The sequence below is a fragment of the Pseudomonas sp. MH9.3 genome (genome assembly GCF_034354675.1).
Taxonomy (GTDB): Bacteria; Pseudomonadota; Gammaproteobacteria; order Pseudomonadales; family Pseudomonadaceae; genus Aquipseudomonas.
Map to the genome: position 1 here is coordinate 263,321 of NZ_CP133785.1, position 15,905 is coordinate 279,225.

The window sequence follows — 15,905 nt, forward strand, 5'->3', positions numbered from 1 at the left end:
TGCTATTTGAGGCGCAGTTTAGATAGTCAACGCCTTTGGGTCACGCGTTATAGCGACGATAGGTTACAGTCAGCGCCATTCAGGACGAAACTTCAGGTAACAAAACATGATGCGGTGGGTACGGCTGTCCGTCTTGAGTCTGCTGGCACTGATGTGCTTCGGCGTGTTTATTGCCGCCCAGGCTGATGTTTCGCCGCTTGGCGTGGCCCTCGATCAGCGGGTGATCGACCTCACCAACACCCTCGACGCCGACACCACCGCCCGTCTGAAAAGCCGGCTAGCCGACCTCGAACAGCGCAAAGGTTCGCAGATTGCCGTGTTGCTGGTGCCCGGAACCGGCGGAGCCAGCATCGAGGATTACGCCAATCAACTGTTTCGCGCCTGGCAACTGGGCCGCAAGGACGTCAACGACGGCATCCTGCTGGTGGTGGCCAAGGACGACCGCAAGGTGCGTATCGAAGTCGGGTACGGGCTGGAAGGCACAGTCACCGATTTGCTTGCCCGCCGGATCATCGAAGAACACATCACCCCGGCGTTTCGCCAAGGCGATTTTGCCGGTGGCGTCAGCCAGGGTGTGAACGACCTCGTTGTGCTGGTTGAGGGCGGCGACTTGCCGGCAGTCGCCGTTCCGGGCGTCAGTCCCCAGGCCATGGCGATACTGCTGGCACTGATCGCCGGCGGCATCGGTGGTGTGTTGATGGCCGCAGGCATGTTGCACTGGCGCCGTGCCTTGATTGCCACGGCTGGAGTGACCCTGCTGCTGACGGTGTACATCGGTGGACGTGAGTGGCCGATATTCCTGCTGGTATTACCGCTGACGATGCTGATCGGCGGTGCCACGTTTGGCGCATTGTGGCTGGCGCGCGCAGTCTTTTACTGCGTGATGGCTGCACTGGCGTATATCGTCGGCGTGCTGGCAGCGGCTCGGTTTGTCGAACTCAGTCTTGTCCACTGGCTGCTGTGGCCGTTGGGCGCGGCCGTGGTGCTGGGTCTGTACGTGGGGTTGTTCTTCCTGATCAAGGCATCATGGAAAAGCAGCCCGCGTTTCTTCCTCGTGCGCGTACTGGCGGTTGTCGCGATTTATACCGCGGCGGGCCTGCTGTTGGGGCACGGTGCTCAAGGCTGGTGGGTGGCGATACCGGTGGCGACGATTGCGGCGTTTATCCTGTTCGTGCAGAGCGTCTCCAGTTCAGGGTCGGGCTCGAGCAGCCGCTCCAGTTCAAGCTCCGGCAGCTCGCGCTCCAGCGGCAGCTCGTCCGGCGGCGGCGGATCCAGTGGCGGCGGCGGTGCGTCGGGCAGTTGGTGACACGAGCACTCAGGACAATACGAGGTAATCATTGCGTTGCACGATGGGCGCGTGCGCGCCCTGCACCAGATGCACATAGCGACCGTCCACCAGGTCGATGGGCAGGCAGTCATCCACATCCATCACGGCATCGGTATGCGCCTGGGACCAGCCGCGCAGCATCTGGCGTTTGCCCAGCGTCTTTGCCTCCTGCTTGTTGCGCGCGACGACCAGCAGGTAGTGATGGGCCTCGCCGAAACTGTGGGTGTCGTACCCGCCAAGGTTGATGAAATACAGGCGCGGCGCTCCGGCTTGCGGGGCCAGCGGGCTGAGCTCGACTTTCCAGCCATCGACGCCATCCACCGCCATCCAGGCGTCGATGTGTACGCCCTTGGCGCTGCCGAACCAGTTTTCACGCAATTGCGGGTAAGTGGCTTGCAGGGTATCCGCTACGGCGAATACCACATCATGGACTTCGATCCTCGCCCGCGGGTGCTTGCCCCCGAGCATCACGACAAACAGCATTGCAGGTTCTTCCTGGCGACTTGGCAGAGGGCAACCATACTTCGATTGAACCCTTTTGTCCGGTCAATGCCCCACTGTTTACTTGCGAACTCATCAGGAGGTTGTCATGCGTACCATTGATCTGGCCGGCGTACCGGTCCCCGTCATCGGCCAGGGCACCTGGCGCATGGGGGAAGACCCCGACCAGCACCGTGCTGAAGTGGCGGCATTGCAACTGGGGATCGACGAGGGCATGACCCTGATCGATACCGCCGAAATGTACGGTGAAGGGGGCGCCGAGTCCGTCGTCGGCGAAGCCATACGCGGCAAGCGTGACCAAGTGTTCCTCGTGAGCAAGGTCTACCCGCACAATGCCAGCCGAACGGGCATCCCTCGTGCCTGTGAAGCCAGCCTGCAACGGCTTGGCACCGACTTTATCGACCTGTACCTGTTGCACTGGCGCGGCCAGTATCCCCTTGAAGAAACGGTCGAGGCCTTCGAGCGTTTGCGCGAAGCCGGCAAGATCGGCCGTTGGGGTGTCTCCAACTTTGATGTGGCCGATCTGCAGGAGCTGGCCTCTGCGGCCTGCGCCACCAATCAGGTGCTCTACAACATCGAGGAGCGGGGGATCGAGTTCGATCTGCTGCCCTGGTGGCAACAACATCATTTGCCGCTGATGGCTTACTGCCCCATCGCCCAGGGCGGCAAATTGCTGTCCAGCCCGACGCTCAAACAGATCGCCCAGCGTCACGAGGCAACGCCTGCCCAGGTCTGCCTGGCGTGGGTACTGCGTCAGGACGGCGTGATCGCCATCCCCAAGGCCGTTACGCCGGAGCATGTGCGACTCAATGCCCGTGCTGCGAACCTGGTGCTGGATGAACATGATCTGGACGCGATCGATCGGGTATTCGGCGCGCCCAAGCGCAAGCATCCGCTGGCGATGGTCTAGCCCTCAGTAACAACCCATCTCGATAGAAACGGCGCCCGTCCCTGGGCGTCGTTTACACATCACATTACGTCAGCTGGACACCGGGCTACGCCAATCGTCCGAGCCGGAGGTGCCCGACACTTCGTGGGTCCAGACAATCTTGCGATACGTGAAATACACGTCTTCCAGATGCGTGAAGTGCGCGTTGTCCGGGTCCTGGCAGTTGGGCATGCGCGATTGGATATCGACGATGGTCGCGCCCTCGAGTTCGATGGTGAAGTAATGCTCCTGGGTGCCGGCCGATGAAGTGCGCAGCCACTCCAGCCGGCATTTCACCTCCTCGCCACTGGTGAGTGCGCTGAAAAGCAGGGGCGATGACTTGTCGAACACCTTGCTGATCATCAATGGTTTATGCACCCGTTGCCCTGTTGGCTGACCGGATTGCGGATCGCGCGGGATGATGACCTGGTGCGCAAACGCCTGGACGAGAATCTGGTCCTCGTGCCCTTCCTGGTAAATATTGCCTACCGAGTCCTGAGTAAAAGTACCTGCCGTAATCAAACCTTGTTTGACGCCAGTGATGGAGAGATACGCGGGTGTTGGCATGACGGGTTTCCTTGTCTGCTTGATAGGGAGTCCATCCCATATTGAAACCGGATGGCCCTGTCTCCTTAACAAAAAACGTGCCGGAAAGTGCAAGGCCTAATGAAATATGGGGGCAGGGTTAGTCGGCGAGTGTCTTTTAATAAGTTGCTGTGAATAAGTGTGTAAGTTTATTGAGGTTGTTTGCGCATGAGTGCGCAATTAGTTGCCGTTTCATCGGGCGGGCGGCAGTGGGCTGGATAAACCATATTTGAGTATTTCTTCAAAAAAAGTTGCGCAATTTTCTGCGCAGGCCTTGTTTTGCGGGTGTTGTAGGATAAGTCTCAAGTTTATTTTTTTCGCTTGATGAATCTCTTTATCGTGGCTAGTGTTTGCAACTCTTAAAGAGGCTTCTCATCGCTGCCTCAATAGCGTTTTAATGCTTTATTGCGTGTTCAGTGTGTTTTATGAGGTGAGTAGTTGTGCGTGGAGCAAAATGGATTATTTGAAAACGCTGTATGATTATTATCTTGAGTTGGCGCGGCAACCTTGCTCGCATGCAAGTTTCGCCGGCAATGAAATGCGCTTTTCCAGCGAATATGAGGCCCTGGAAAACGAGCTGGCGAAAATGCAATCGATACACGGTGAACGCCAGCCGGATTGGCAAAAAGTCGTTGAAACCAGCGAGTGCATGTTGCGCGAGCATTCCAGGGATCTGCGTGTCGCGGTATGGCTGGTCTGGGCGCTTTACCAGCGTGAATCGTTTGCCGGCCTGTTGGCCGGACTCGGCCTCCTGTTGCATCTCTGCGAGCAGCATTGGGCGGTTGTCTACCCGCTCAAGCTGCGCACCCGCAGTGCGGCTTTTGGCTGGCTGGTATTGCGCCTTGAACCGGTGTTCGACCAAAGCCTGTCGGTTGCAGGCCAGCAGCAGGTGTTTCATCTGCTCCACGAACACCTGTCGCGCCTCGATGAGTGCTGGCGTCAGCGTCTGGGTAATGATGCTCCATTGCTGCTGCCGATTCGCAGGCAATTGTCGGAGCGCCTTGAACATGCCACGCAAGGCAATCCCGCTCCAGCAGCATTGCCGCATGGGATGACCCAGGTCAAACAGGTGGCGGCTCAATTGCTCAAGCCCGAGCCCGCAATCGAAAACGAAAGGGACGCGGCGAAACGCCTGCGTACCTTGCAGGACCAGGCCCGCCCCCTGTGCAAGTGGTGGTTGGGCCAGGGCGCTGCAGACCTGCGCGCCTTGCGCCTGAGTCGAACACTGGCCTGGCTCTCACTGACCGGTTATCCGGACGCAGACAGCCAGAGAACCACGACCTTGCGTGGCCCTGCAGGCGACAAGCTCAAGCGGTGCCAGGAGCGTCTTGCCCAGGGGCATTACGCCGATCTGATACTTGAATTCGATGCGAGCCTGAGCAGCGCAATGTTCTGGTTTGACGGACTGCGCATGCAGTGGGAGTGCCTTGACGCCCTGCACGCCAACCTGGCGAAGGCCGAGCTGGAAGTGAGTTTTGCGCTGTTGCTGCAGCGGCTGCCGGACCTGCCTGAGTATCGCTTTTACGACGGAGTGCCGTTTGCCGATGCCAGCACCCGTGACTGGATTGCGCTCCATGTGGCCCGCCATCTGCAAACAAACCAACCCCTGGCGCAGGCGAAAAACATCGACGCCGCACCGTGGGAGACGGCATTGCAGGAAGGGCTGCCCAGGCTGCGCAAGGACGGGCTCAAGGCTGTCGTCGGCGAGTTCACGCAAAGCCTGCACGCCGAGCGAAGCGAGCGCGACCGTTTCCATTGGCGCCTGGCCCAGGCCCGTCTATGTGTGCTGGCAGGCAAGCACGAGTTGGCGAAGATCCAGCTCGAACAACTGGATGATCACCTGCAGCACGCAGGGCTTGAGCGCTGGGAACCTGACCTGGCGCTGCAAGTGGCACAGCTGCTGTTTCGCTGCTGTGAGCTGCTGCCGCAAGACCAGGCCGTGCGTGAGCGCAAGGAACAAACCCATCGCAGGTTGTGCCACTTCGATCTTGAAGCGGTACTTGAATAGGCTGCAGAGCCGCACGCAAAAAAGGAGAAGAAAACCATGCCCAAAGAGGGTTCGGTAGCACCGAAGGAACGCATCAATATCACCTTCAAACCCGCCGTTGGTGGCGCGCAGGAAGAAGTCGAACTGCCGTTGAAACTGCTGGTGCTGGGAGACTTCACCCAACGCGAGGACCTGCGCAAGCTCGAAGACCGCAAGCCTGTCGGGATCGACAGGAACAACCTGGATGAAGTGCTGGCCAAGCAGGCACTGAGCTTGACGCTCAGCGTACCCAATCGTCTTCAGGACGACGCCGAGGTGGAGGAGCTGGGTATTCAGGTGCACATCAATTCAATGCAGGACTTCAATCCGGCGAGCCTGGTCGAGCAGATTCCCGAACTGAAAAAGCTGATGGCGCTGCGTGAAGCGCTGATGGCATTGAAGGGCCCGTTGGGTAACACGCCGAGCTTTCGCAAGGCTATCGAACAGGCCCTGGCCGACGACGAGTCGCGCACGCGTGTACTCGCCGAATTGGGGCTGGACCGGCCTTCCGTATGATTTTTCAGTAAAGGGACACTGATCCATGAACACTCAAGCCACCTCACTGGCCGCCCCCAGGGCGGACGAGTCGAGCATCCTCGACAACATCATTGCGCAGACCCTGCTGACGGCGGATGACGAGGCCTATGGCATCGCCAAGCGCGGCGTCTCGGCGTTTATCGAAGAATTGGTCAAGCCGCATAACAGCGCAGAACCGGTCAAGAAACGCCTGGTGGACCGGATGATCGCCGAGATCGACAGCAAGCTCAGCCAGCAGATGGACGAAATCCTCCATCACCCGCAGTTCCAGGCACTGGAAGCTGCGTGGCGAGGTTTGCAGTTGCTGATCGAACGCACCAATTTCCGTGAAAACATCAAGATCGAATTGCTGAATGTGTCCCGCGAGGACTTGCTCGATGACTTCGAAGACTCGCCGGAGGTCAGCCAGTCCGGGCTCTACAAGCACATCTACAGTGCCGAGTACGGCCAGTTCGGTGGCCAGCCCGTGGGAGCCATCATCGCCAATTATTTCCTTTCACCCAGTGCGCCCGACGTAAAGCTCATGCAGTACGTCTCCAATGTCGCCTGTGTGGCTCACGCGCCTTTTATCGCAGCGGCCGGGCCGGCCTTTTTTGGCCTGGAAAGCTTTACCGGTCTGCCTGACCTGAAGGATCTGAAGGACCATTTCGAAGGCCCGCAATTTGCCAAATGGCAGAGCTTCCGCCAGAGCGAAGACGCGCGCTACATTGGCCTGACCGTACCGCGTTTTTTGCTGCGCACGCCCTACGATCCCCTCGAATCTCCGGTCAAGACCTTTGCCTATCAGGAAAACGTGGTCAACAGCCACGAACACTATCTGTGGGGGAATACGGCTTACGCATTCGCCACGCGCTTGACTGACAGCTTCGCCAGGTTTCGCTGGTGCCCCAATATCATCGGTCCGCAAAGCGGCGGGGCGGTGGAAGACCTGCCTTTGCATCACTTTCACAGCATGGGTGAAATCGAAACGAAGATCCCCACCGAGGTGCTGGTCTCCGATCGACGCGAATATGAACTGGCCCAAGAGGGTTTCATCGCGTTGACCATGCGTAAGGGCAGTGACAACGCCGCCTTTTTCTCCGCAAGTTCGGTGCAGAAGCCCAAGTATTTCGGCACCAGTGTCGAGGGCCGGGAAGCGGAGTTGAATTACCGGCTGGGCACCCAGTTACCGTACATGATGGTGGTCAACCGACTGGCCCATTACCTGAAAGTGCTGCAGCGCGAGCAACTGGGGTCGTGGAAGGAGCGCACCGACCTTGAGCTTGAACTCAATAAATGGATTCGTCAGTACGTCGCCGACCAGGAAAATCCCAGTGCCGAAGTGCGTGGTCGTCGTCCCCTGCGTGCGGCACGCATCGTCGTCAGCGATGTTGACGGTGAGCCAGGCTGGTATCGCGTCAGCCTGAGTGTGCGACCTCACTTCAAGTACATGGGGGCGGACTTCACCCTGTCCCTGGTCGGCAAGCTCGACAAAGAATGAGCAGGCACCCAGGGATAACCTGTCACCACAGCCTTTTCGAACGCCTTGAAGGCCCCGCATCCGCCCAATCGGGCGGCATGGCCTCGGTGGCCGCCCACTTGGGGAAAATGCTCAGCACGCGGGCCGGCAGTGCCCAGACCGCGAGCGATTACGGCCTGCCGGATCTCAATGACATGCGCCAGAGCCTGCATGAGTCCTTGAGCCAGTCGCGCCTCTCGATCGAGCGCTTTATTCAGGCCTACGAACCACGCCTGACGAATGTGCGGGTCAGGGCACTGCCGCGTGATCGCGACCCTCTGGTCCTGGCATTTTCCATCGCGGCGATGCTGACGATTGAGGGTGAGACGCGAGCCGTGGCTTTCAGCGCGCGCCTGGGTGGCGGCGGGCAGGTGGAGGTCACGCCGGATGGCCCTTAATCGCTATTACCAGAGTGAGCTCAGCGCCTTGCGCCAGCTTGGGCGACGTTTCTCGGAGCGCAATCCGGCGTTGGCACCTTTCCTGGCCGCAGGCGGGCAGGACCCGGATGTCGAGCGTTTACTGGAAGGTTTCGCGTTTCTCACTGGGCGCTTGCGACAAAAGCTCGATGACGAGTTACCGGAGCTGACCCACTCGCTGATGCAATTGCTGTGGCCCAACTACATGCGGCCGTTGCCCTCGTTCAGCATTCTGCAGTTCGACCCGCTCAAACGTGCGGGGCCGGCCATCCGGGTAGAGCGGGATACCGCAGTGGAAAGCGTGGCGATCAATGGCGAGCGCTGCCGTTTTCGCACCTGCTACCTCACCCAGGTGATGCCGCTGCAACTCAGTCGTGTGGACTACGCATTCCAGGGTGAGCGCGCCTTGCTGGATCTGCACCTGGACATGAGTGCACCGGGCAATTTCACCGAGTTGGCGTTTGAGCCTCTGCGTTTGCACCTGGCAGGCGATCGTTATGTCAGCCAGGGACTCTACTTGAGCCTGCTGCGTCATCTTGAAGGCATTGAGCTGTTGCTGCTGGACGAGAATGCATGCCCCGTTGACGGTCCTGACGGACGACCGCTGTCGCTGCGGCTGGCTGCCAGCCAGGTACAGCCGGTCGGGTTCAGCGAAGACCAGGCATTGATTCCTTATCCGCCGAATACCTTCAGTGGCTATCGCCATCTGCAGGAGTACTTTGCCTTTCCCGACAAATACCTGTTCGTCGATGTCGCGGGCCTGGACGCCTTGCACGGGGTTCCCCACGCACAGCTCAAACAGGTGCGCAGCATGGTGATGCGCTTCGAACTGCGCACCCAGGGGCATGAGCCGCAGCGCCCGGGGCTGGATAACGTAAAGCTGCATTGCACACCCATCGTCAACCTGTTCAGCCATGATGCGGTGCCGATACGCCTGGATGGCAAGCAGGACGAATACCTGCTGGTGCCTGGCGAATACACGCGGGGCCATGCAGGCGTGTTTTGCGTGGACTGCGTGACGGGCTGGCGCCCAGGCGGGCTGGGCCATCGGGCGTTTGTGCCATTCGAGTCCTTCGAACATGACGCCGATGCCGGGGCATCAGTTGCGGCGCCCAGTTTCAGCATCCGTCAGCGTCCATCCGCACAGCATGCCGGGATCGACACCTGGATGGCATTCGGTAACGGCCACAGGAGTGAGCAGGAAACACTGTCGATCGAGCTGACCTGCACCAATCAGAACCTTCCACAGCAACTGGCCATCGGCGAGATCAACCACCCCGGCGAGCACACTCCGGAATTCCTGACGTTTGGCAATATCACGGTGCCTACCGCAAGTTTCGCGCCCCCCCTGGACCAGGATTTCCTGTGGCGGCTGATCAGTAACCTCTCGCTCAATTATCTGTCGCTGACCGATATCAACGCCTTGAAAGTGGTTCTGGAAACCTACGACCTGCCGCGTTATCACGGTCGGCAAGCGCAGCAGATCAGCCTGAAGAGGCTCGGCGCATTGCAGGCCGTCAGTCACAAAGCGGTGGACCGCCTGCACCAGGGCCTGCCGTTTCGCGGGTTGCGCGTGGACCTGACGATCGATCCCCGGGGTTTCCTCGGTCAAGGCGATGTTTTTGTCTTTGCCTCGGTACTCAACGAGTTTTTTGCGCTTTACGCCAACCTGAATTCGTACCACGAACTGCGCGTTATCAGCACACAAGGAGATGTGTACCTATGGCCACCCCGGTTGGGCCAACAGCCCCTGCTTTAAGCGAACTGTCGCGCTGTATTCGCGAGTATTCGCTGTTCCAGGCGGTGCTCCTGGTGGTTGAGCGCCTGCGTGAGGCTCATCCGTTGCTGGACGAGGACGCGTTGTATGACCAGCTGGAATTCCAGGCCAATCCCAGTCTTGGCTTTCCCGGACACGACATAGACCAAGTGGAGTTCTTTGTGGAGCAGGGCCAGTTACGCGCGCGGCTGCGCCTCAATGTATTGGGGCTGTTTGGCGCAGGTTCACCGCTGCCGGCGTTCTATGGCGAGCAGGCGTGTGCAGAACCCATGGGGGCCAACGTCACGCGAGACTTCCTGAACGTCTTTCACCATCGCCTGCAGCGGCTGATGTTGCCGATCTGGCGCAAGTACCGTTATCGAGCGCGTTTCCGAACCGGTGCCAGCGATGGGTTTTCGGCACAGATGTTCGCCCTGATCGGCCTGGGCAGTCGGGAAGTTCGCGCAGCGGCACGTCTGGATTGCAGGCGTCTGCTGCCTTACCTGGGCTTATTGGGGCTGCGGGCACATTCGGCGTCGATGATCGAGACGGTGTTGCGCCATTACTTCAAGCACAGCCGAGTGTTCATCGAGCAGTGGGTGGCGCGCCGTGTCTGCATCGACCCGCAGCAGCGCAACCAGTTGGGCGTTACCCACCACGCGCTCGGCCACGATCTGGTGCTGGGGCAGCAAATAGCGGATCGCTGCGGCAAGTTCAAGGTGCACATGCTGGGGCTGAGCTGGCAGCGCTTTCACGAATTTTTGCCCTCCGGTGAGGCGTTCCGGCCCTTGTGTTCATTGGTGCAGTTAACCGCACGCGCGCCCCTGGAGTATGACCTGCGCCTGGTGCTGGCCGAGGGCGAAATGCGTGCGCTGCACCTCGGCGAGCGCAATGTCTGTCGCCTTGGCTGGACCAGTTGGCTGGCCCACGAACGTGCTGATGGAGCGGTGACGCTCGCCGGCCACTCTGATTAGGGATCGATGATTATGATGAATGTAGATCTGCAACAACTTATCCGCACCCTGGCCGCGCAGACCCGATACGACCTTGAGCGATCGGCTGAGCGCTGTGTCGCACGCGGTGGCCGCGAGGTGCTGGTAGAGGACCTGCTGCTGGTGCTGCTGGAGCACGTCGACGGTCTGCTGGCGCGGGCCCTGGCAGACGCGGGTGTACAAGTGTCGGAGCTCGAGTCGACGCTTTATGCAAAGAGCGAACACTGTGCAACCTGCAACCCGGTTTTCGCTGCGACGCTGGTGCACTGGTTGCAACAGGGACGGAGGGTGGCACAGGTGGAACTGGGGCAGCCGGAGGTCGATCAGGGCGCCTTGTTGCTGGCGCTGCTGCGTCATCCTCTGGAACACGCAGGCAGCGCCTGCCAGAAGGTGCTGAGCCGCCTGGATGCCGACCGCGTGCGCGACTTTCTGCTGAGTCAGCAGCCGCACGCAAATAGTCCGGCGGCGGACTCGTTGTTGCAACGCTTCACCCATGACCTCACGCATCAGGCGCGTGAAGGTCTGATTGACCCGGTGCTGTGTCGCGATGCCGAAATTCGACAGCTGGTCGACATCCTCACCCGCCGGCGCAAGAACAACCCGATTCTGATCGGGGAGGCCGGGGTGGGTAAAACCGCGATTGTCGAGGGCTTTGCTTTGCAAGTCGTCGCATCGCGGGTGCCGCCGTCGCTCCAGCAGGTGCGTGTACTCACGTTGGATCTGGGCCTGCTGCAAGCGGGGGCGGGGATCAAGGGCGAGTTCGAGCGCCGCCTCAAGGGCGTGATCGACGAGGTCAATGCGTCGCCCCAACGAGTGATCCTGTTTATCGATGAGGCCCATACCCTGGTGGGCACGGGCGGGCAGGGCGGGGCGTCCGACGCGGCGAACCTGCTCAAGCCCGCGCTGGCCCGTGGCGAGCTGCGCACCATCGCCGCCACCACCTGGTCGGAATACAAAAAGCATATCGAGAAAGACCCGGCGCTGGCGCGACGCTTTCAACCGGTACGGGTGGGCGAACCCGGTGTCGAGCAAGCTGTCGCCATCCTGCGCGGGCTGGTCCCGGTCTACGAGGCCAGCCACGGTGTCTACGTACGCGACGATGCCGTCGTTGCGGCGGCACGCATGAGCGCGCGTTACCTGGCAGGGCGCCAGCTACCGGATAAAGCGGTGGATGTGTTGGACACCGCGTGCGCAAGGGCGCGTACACATCTGGCCGTGCCCCCCGAGGCGTTGCAGCGTGTGAATGCCGAACTGGCCGAAGGCCGGCAGCAACACCATGCGCTGCGCCGCGACGCTGATGCCGGCTTGCCTGTCGATGGGTCCGTGCTGCAAGCGCTGGAATCGCGGCTCGAGGCTGTCGAACGCGAGCACCAGGCGTTGGAGCAGACCTGGCTTGAACAGCGCGAACAATCACCCGAACAGCCTGAGGTTTGCCCACGCCTGGTGGCTCAGGTCATCAGCGCATGGACCGGCATTCCCACCGAGCAGCTGGTGCTTGAACACAGCGACAAGGTGCTGGGTTTTGCCGATGCGCTGGGCGCACGGATCCTCGGCCAGGATCACGCGGTGCAGGCGCTTGACCGCTGCATGCGCGCCACGGCGGCCGGGCTGAACGAGCCTGACGCGCCAGTGGGTGTGTTTCTGCTGGTCGGACCGAGCGGCGTGGGCAAGACCGAAACGGCACTGGCGCTGGCGGACCTGCTGTACGGCGGACGGCGGTTTGTCACCTTCCTTAATATGTCGGAATACCAGGAGCAACACTCACTGTCCCGGTTGATCGGCGCGCCGCCCGGTTATGTCGGTTACGGCGAAGGCGGCGTCCTCACGGAGGCGGTGCGTCAGCGTCCGTATTCGGTGGTGGTGCTTGATGAAGTGGAGAAGGCTGACCCGCAAGTGCTGAACCTGTTCTACCAGGTGTTCGACAAGGGCTTGGCCAATGATGGCGAAGGTCGTGAGATCGATTTTCGCAACACTCTGATCCTGATGACCTCCAACCTCGGCAGCGATTGCATCAGTGCCTTGTGTGCCGACGGTCGGCGCCCCGGGCTCGAGGTTTTGCACGAGGCGCTTCTTCCGTCGTTGCGCGCCTGCTTCAAACCCGCATTGCTGGCGCGGATGCGTGTGGTGCCCTATTACCCGATTACCGCCGAGGTGTTGGGTGAGGTGGTCAGGCTCAAGCTCGTTCGTCTCGGGCACCGGCTGGTCCGGCGCAAGCTGGCCTTCACCTATACGCCGCAACTGCTTGCGCACATGGCCCAACGCTGTGCCCATGGTGACAGCGGCGCACGTTACATCGACCAATGGATCGAGACCGACCTGCTGCCACAGATCGTGGACCGCCTGCTCGCGGCAACGGCCGTAGGAGAGTCTCTCTCGCTGGTCCATGCGTCGCTGGACAGTACCGGTCGACCGGCGTGTGAGTTCAGCCAATGACCGACGAAATGTTTAGCCGACTGCCGCAGCCCCTGGCATACGCAGAAACCTTGATGGGCTGGTTCTGCCGGCTGGGCCGGGGGGCTGATGAAAACACCCTGGCCGACCTTTGCGTGGCGGGTGTGGCACAACTGAGTCAGTGCGAGCTTGGCCAACTGTACCGGCTTGATAAATCCACCGGCAGGCTTGAGCTGATTGCCCAGCATTTGCACGGAGGTCGGTCGTCGAGCGATCCGGCTCTGGGCCAGGGAGCGCAGGATGAGCAGCTGTTGCAGTACGTCCTGACCCAGGGGCAAGCCGTCGCCCTGGATGACGTGAGCCAGTGTGTGTATGACTGCGGTTTTTTGCCTGAGGCGACGACACCCTGGCGCTCTCTTTGCGCTATCCCGTTGTGTTGCCGAGGCGACGCCGTCAGTGCAGTCCTGCTGTGTGCCAGCCAGCGTCCGCTTGCGTTGCAAGGCTATGTGGCGTCGTTGGCGCAATTGGGCAGCTTTGCCCTGGGGCAACTGGCCAGGGCGTCGCGTGCCGCGCCTGAGCTCACCGAGTTGAAGTCTGACGCTTCGCTGGCGCGCGTGTTTGGCCTGATTGGCAGCAGTACGGCGATGGAAGCGACTTGCCGTCTGATCAGCAAGGTTTTGCGCACGCCCTATACGGTGTTGTTGCGTGGCGAAACCGGTACCGGCAAGGAAGTCGTGGCGCGCGCCATCCACGCCGCGGGCCAGAGGAGTAACAAGGCCTTTGTGGTGCAGAACTGCGCGGCGTTTCCAGAGGGGCTGCTGGAGAGCGAACTGTTCGGTTATCGCAAAGGTGCGTTCACCGGAGCGCTGCGTGACTACGCGGGGCTATTCGACGCGGCCGACGGTGGCACGTTGCTGTTGGATGAAATCGGCGATATGCCGCTGTCGTTACAGGCCAAGTTGCTGCGTGTGTTGCAGGAAGGCGAGATTCGGCCCTTGGGGGCGAATGCCTCGCACAGGGTCGACGTGCGAATCATTGCCGCGACGCACCGCGACCTCGCGGCAATGGTCGCCGATGGCAGTTTTCGTGAGGATCTGTATTACCGGTTGGCACAATTTCCGATCGAGCTGCCGGCGCTGCGTGATCGAGACGGCGACATGCTGCAGCTCGCCCGGCATTTCGCGGACAAGGCCTGTGTGGCACTTGGACGAGGGCCCGTCGGCTGGTCCAGTGAGGCCCTCGACCAACTGACGAATCACGACTTCCCCGGCAATGTGCGCGAACTCAAATGCCTGGTGGAGCGTGCCGTGCTGATGTGTGACGAAGACGTGATCCTGCCGGTGCACCTCGCGTTGGCCCCCAGCCCGGTCACTGTCGTGGACACCACGTTGCGCCAGCGTATGGAACGCGTTGAGCGCACGGTGCTGATCGATTGCCTGCACAGAAATCGCGGCAATCGCACCCGCACCGCGCGTGAGTTGGGGGTGGCGCGGCGCACGCTGCTCTACCGCCTTGCGCGTTTGAATATTCCCTGCGGCGAGGCCAGGGGCGAATGCTGACTATTTCTTCTTATCACCGGCGCCCCGTCTATCCGGGCCGCCCCGCGTCACTTTCCGGGAGATACCTGATGCTTGACTGTCCGTGGCAGGCCCTGGTGCTTGCGCTGTTTTTGCTGAGCGGCTGCAACGCCAACTACGTGTTTGACGATGCTGATTACCGTCCGCTGGGCGATCCGCAGGCCGGCACGCGTAGCCTGCAAAAGGAGGTATGACCATGCAACTGGTGTTTGAAGTGTATGAAAGCGCAGGCGCAGACTCCGCATCCACGGCCCCCAAACGGTTCACCGAGGCCGGCGGCGTTATTGGGCGTGGCGCCGGTTGCGACTGGGTCATTCCCGACCCGAGTCGGCTGCTGTCCAGCCACCATGGGTTGGTGAGTTTTCGCGAAGGTCAGTATTTTCTGACCGACATCAGCAGCAATGGAATCTGCGTGGCGGGCAGCGGCGAGCGGCTGTGCAAAGGGCAGGCGCGCCTGGTCGAAGATGGCGACATATTCCAGTTGGGTGCACTGGCCATAAGGGCGCGGCTGGACACATCACCGGCCCGGCATGGCGGACTGCAGATGGCAGCCAGTGAGCCGATTCCCGATGATGCTTTTCTCGGGCTGGATCCTCTCCGGGCGATGGATCGGGCTCAGTCGTCACCGGATGAAACCGTCGCAACCAACGACGAACCCTCACAACGGGTTTATCAGCAGGCGCCGGAAAGGGACTATATGAGTCTGCCGCGCCGGGCCGAGCCTGTTCCCGATGCGCCTGCGCGTGCATACCGGGAAAAGACGCCGGCTTTGCATGCGTCGTTCTGGGGGCAGTTTTCGGCGGCACTCGGGCTTGACCTCAATGGCGTCGACACCCCACGGCGCGAAGCGTTGGCGATCAAGGTTGCCAGTTTGCTCAAGCAGGGTGTCGAGGGCTTGCAGCAGAGTCTGCGCACCTGCGACGAGCTGAAAAAAGAGTCGAACCTGACACCTCCAGAATCCCGCTTACAGAGCGCCAACCCGCTGCGCCATTGTTCCGACAGTGAAGCCGCATTGGCGGCTTTGCTGGGCATGAACGAGTGGGGGCAATTGCCGGCCGAGACCGCCATGGTCCAAGCCCACCGGGACCTGCAATCCCATCAGGTTGCCCTGCTGACGGCGTGTCGTACCGCGCTGCGCAATGGGTACCGCGTGTTCGCGCCAAGCCACCTGATGTTGTGCTTCGAGCGCCAGGCAAAAGCGCCCAGGTTCAACGCCGACGGTGCGCACTGGCGCGCCTACCAACGCCACTATCAGCGCCTGCTCGAGGAAGAGCCGTTAAACGAGGGCCTGTTGGGCAATGACTTTGCCAAGGCCTACGACGAGCAGGTTCGCCTGATTTCCACCCTTCATGCGGCTTGCCCGGGATGATC

14 protein-coding genes are annotated in these 15,905 nt (G+C 60.9%); 12 read left to right on the forward strand and 2 right to left on the reverse strand.

Features of this window, described 5'->3' with window-relative positions:
• The first annotated feature begins 106 nt into the window (after positions 1-106).
• Positions 107-1,306: a TPM domain-containing protein gene (locus RHM60_RS01145; protein ID WP_322213325.1), complete on the forward strand. Its 1,200-nt coding sequence runs from the start codon at positions 107-109 to the stop codon at positions 1,304-1,306.
• 9 nt (positions 1,307-1,315) lie between these two features.
• Here RHM60_RS01145 and RHM60_RS01150 read toward each other — a convergent pair whose 3' ends face one another.
• Positions 1,316-1,810 (reverse strand): DUF1543 domain-containing protein, encoded by a 495-nt coding sequence (locus tag RHM60_RS01150; protein WP_209981156.1) that lies wholly within the window; start codon positions 1,808-1,810, stop codon positions 1,316-1,318.
• Positions 1,811-1,916: 106 nt separating this feature from the next.
• On the opposite strand from RHM60_RS01150, the gene RHM60_RS01155 reads away from it, so the two are divergent.
• Complete coding sequence (locus RHM60_RS01155; protein ID WP_231421797.1) at positions 1,917-2,738, forward strand: aldo/keto reductase; 822 nt, start codon at positions 1,917-1,919, stop codon at positions 2,736-2,738.
• 69 nt (positions 2,739-2,807) lie between these two features.
• Here the strand turns inward: RHM60_RS01155 and RHM60_RS01160 are convergent, their stop codons facing one another.
• Complete coding sequence (locus RHM60_RS01160) at positions 2,808-3,323, reverse strand: Hcp family type VI secretion system effector (protein WP_003235468.1); 516 nt, start codon at positions 3,321-3,323, stop codon at positions 2,808-2,810.
• A 556-nt stretch (positions 3,324-3,879) separates the two neighbouring features.
• Between RHM60_RS01160 and tssA the strand changes: the two genes are divergently transcribed.
• The 10 genes from tssA (at position 3,880) to tagH (ending at position 15,903) form a co-directional block, all read left to right on the forward strand.
• Positions 3,880-5,349 (forward strand): type VI secretion system protein TssA, encoded by a 1,470-nt coding sequence (gene tssA / locus RHM60_RS01165; RefSeq protein WP_322213328.1) that lies wholly within the window; start codon positions 3,880-3,882, stop codon positions 5,347-5,349.
• Between the two features lie 36 nt (positions 5,350-5,385).
• Complete coding sequence (tssB, locus tag RHM60_RS01170) at positions 5,386-5,883, forward strand: type VI secretion system contractile sheath small subunit (RefSeq protein WP_209981164.1); 498 nt, start codon at positions 5,386-5,388, stop codon at positions 5,881-5,883.
• A 25-nt stretch (positions 5,884-5,908) separates the two neighbouring features.
• Positions 5,909-7,384, forward strand: coding sequence for a type VI secretion system contractile sheath large subunit (gene tssC, locus RHM60_RS01175; protein WP_322213330.1), 1,476 nt, complete (start codon positions 5,909-5,911; stop codon positions 7,382-7,384).
• On the forward strand, positions 7,381-7,800 hold the full coding sequence (gene tssE, locus RHM60_RS01180) for a type VI secretion system baseplate subunit TssE (RefSeq protein WP_245228934.1): 420 nt from the start codon (positions 7,381-7,383) through the stop codon (positions 7,798-7,800). The genes tssC and tssE overlap by 4 nt, the downstream gene beginning before the upstream one ends.
• Complete coding sequence (gene tssF, locus RHM60_RS01185) at positions 7,790-9,577, forward strand: type VI secretion system baseplate subunit TssF (RefSeq protein WP_322213331.1); 1,788 nt, start codon at positions 7,790-7,792, stop codon at positions 9,575-9,577. Before tssE ends, tssF begins: the two co-directional genes overlap by 11 nt.
• The gene (tssG, locus tag RHM60_RS01190; protein WP_322213332.1) at positions 9,541-10,548 is read left to right on the forward strand and encodes a type VI secretion system baseplate subunit TssG; all 1,008 of its coding nucleotides are present in this window, start codon (positions 9,541-9,543) and stop codon (positions 10,546-10,548) included. Before tssF ends, tssG begins: the two co-directional genes overlap by 37 nt.
• A gap of 6 nt (positions 10,549-10,554) precedes the next feature.
• Positions 10,555-12,999 (forward strand): AAA family ATPase, encoded by a 2,445-nt coding sequence (locus tag RHM60_RS01195; protein ID WP_322213333.1) that lies wholly within the window; start codon positions 10,555-10,557, stop codon positions 12,997-12,999.
• Positions 12,996-14,516: a sigma-54 interaction domain-containing protein gene (locus tag RHM60_RS01200; protein WP_322213334.1), complete on the forward strand. Its 1,521-nt coding sequence runs from the start codon at positions 12,996-12,998 to the stop codon at positions 14,514-14,516. Before RHM60_RS01195 ends, RHM60_RS01200 begins: the two co-directional genes overlap by 4 nt.
• A 68-nt stretch (positions 14,517-14,584) precedes the next feature.
• A complete protein-coding gene (locus tag RHM60_RS01205) occupies positions 14,585-14,728 on the forward strand; it encodes a type VI secretion protein (protein ID WP_209981176.1) in 144 nt (47 codons plus the stop codon).
• Positions 14,729-14,730: 2 nt separating this feature from the next.
• Positions 14,731-15,903, forward strand: coding sequence for a type VI secretion system-associated FHA domain protein TagH (gene tagH, locus RHM60_RS01210; protein ID WP_322213335.1), 1,173 nt, complete (start codon positions 14,731-14,733; stop codon positions 15,901-15,903).
• The last annotated feature ends 2 nt before the right edge of the window (positions 15,904-15,905 follow it).

What these genes read in the sequence shown, in the direction of transcription:
- RHM60_RS01145 (WP_322213325.1), top strand. Translation starts at nt 107, where the DNA reads ATGATGCGGTGGGTACGGCTGTCCGTCTTGAGTCTGCTGGCACTGATG.
- RHM60_RS01150 (WP_209981156.1), bottom strand. Translation starts at nt 1,810, where the DNA reads ATGCTGTTTGTCGTGATGCTCGGGGGCAAGCACCCGCGGGCGAGGATC.
- RHM60_RS01155 (WP_231421797.1), top strand. Translation starts at nt 1,917, where the DNA reads ATGCGTACCATTGATCTGGCCGGCGTACCGGTCCCCGTCATCGGCCAG.
- RHM60_RS01160 (WP_003235468.1), bottom strand. Translation starts at nt 3,323, where the DNA reads ATGCCAACACCCGCGTATCTCTCCATCACTGGCGTCAAACAAGGTTTG.
- tssA (WP_322213328.1), top strand. Translation starts at nt 3,880, where the DNA reads ATGCGCTTTTCCAGCGAATATGAGGCCCTGGAAAACGAGCTGGCGAAA.
- tssB (WP_209981164.1), top strand. Translation starts at nt 5,386, where the DNA reads ATGCCCAAAGAGGGTTCGGTAGCACCGAAGGAACGCATCAATATCACC.
- tssC (WP_322213330.1), top strand. Translation starts at nt 5,909, where the DNA reads ATGAACACTCAAGCCACCTCACTGGCCGCCCCCAGGGCGGACGAGTCG.
- tssE (WP_245228934.1), top strand. Translation starts at nt 7,381, where the DNA reads ATGAGCAGGCACCCAGGGATAACCTGTCACCACAGCCTTTTCGAACGC.
- tssF (WP_322213331.1), top strand. Translation starts at nt 7,790, where the DNA reads ATGGCCCTTAATCGCTATTACCAGAGTGAGCTCAGCGCCTTGCGCCAG.
- tssG (WP_322213332.1), top strand. Translation starts at nt 9,541, where the DNA reads ATGGCCACCCCGGTTGGGCCAACAGCCCCTGCTTTAAGCGAACTGTCG.
- RHM60_RS01195 (WP_322213333.1), top strand. Translation starts at nt 10,555, where the DNA reads ATGATTATGATGAATGTAGATCTGCAACAACTTATCCGCACCCTGGCC.
- RHM60_RS01200 (WP_322213334.1), top strand. Translation starts at nt 12,996, where the DNA reads ATGACCGACGAAATGTTTAGCCGACTGCCGCAGCCCCTGGCATACGCA.
- RHM60_RS01205 (WP_209981176.1), top strand. Translation starts at nt 14,585, where the DNA reads ATGCTTGACTGTCCGTGGCAGGCCCTGGTGCTTGCGCTGTTTTTGCTG.
- tagH (WP_322213335.1), top strand. Translation starts at nt 14,731, where the DNA reads ATGCAACTGGTGTTTGAAGTGTATGAAAGCGCAGGCGCAGACTCCGCA.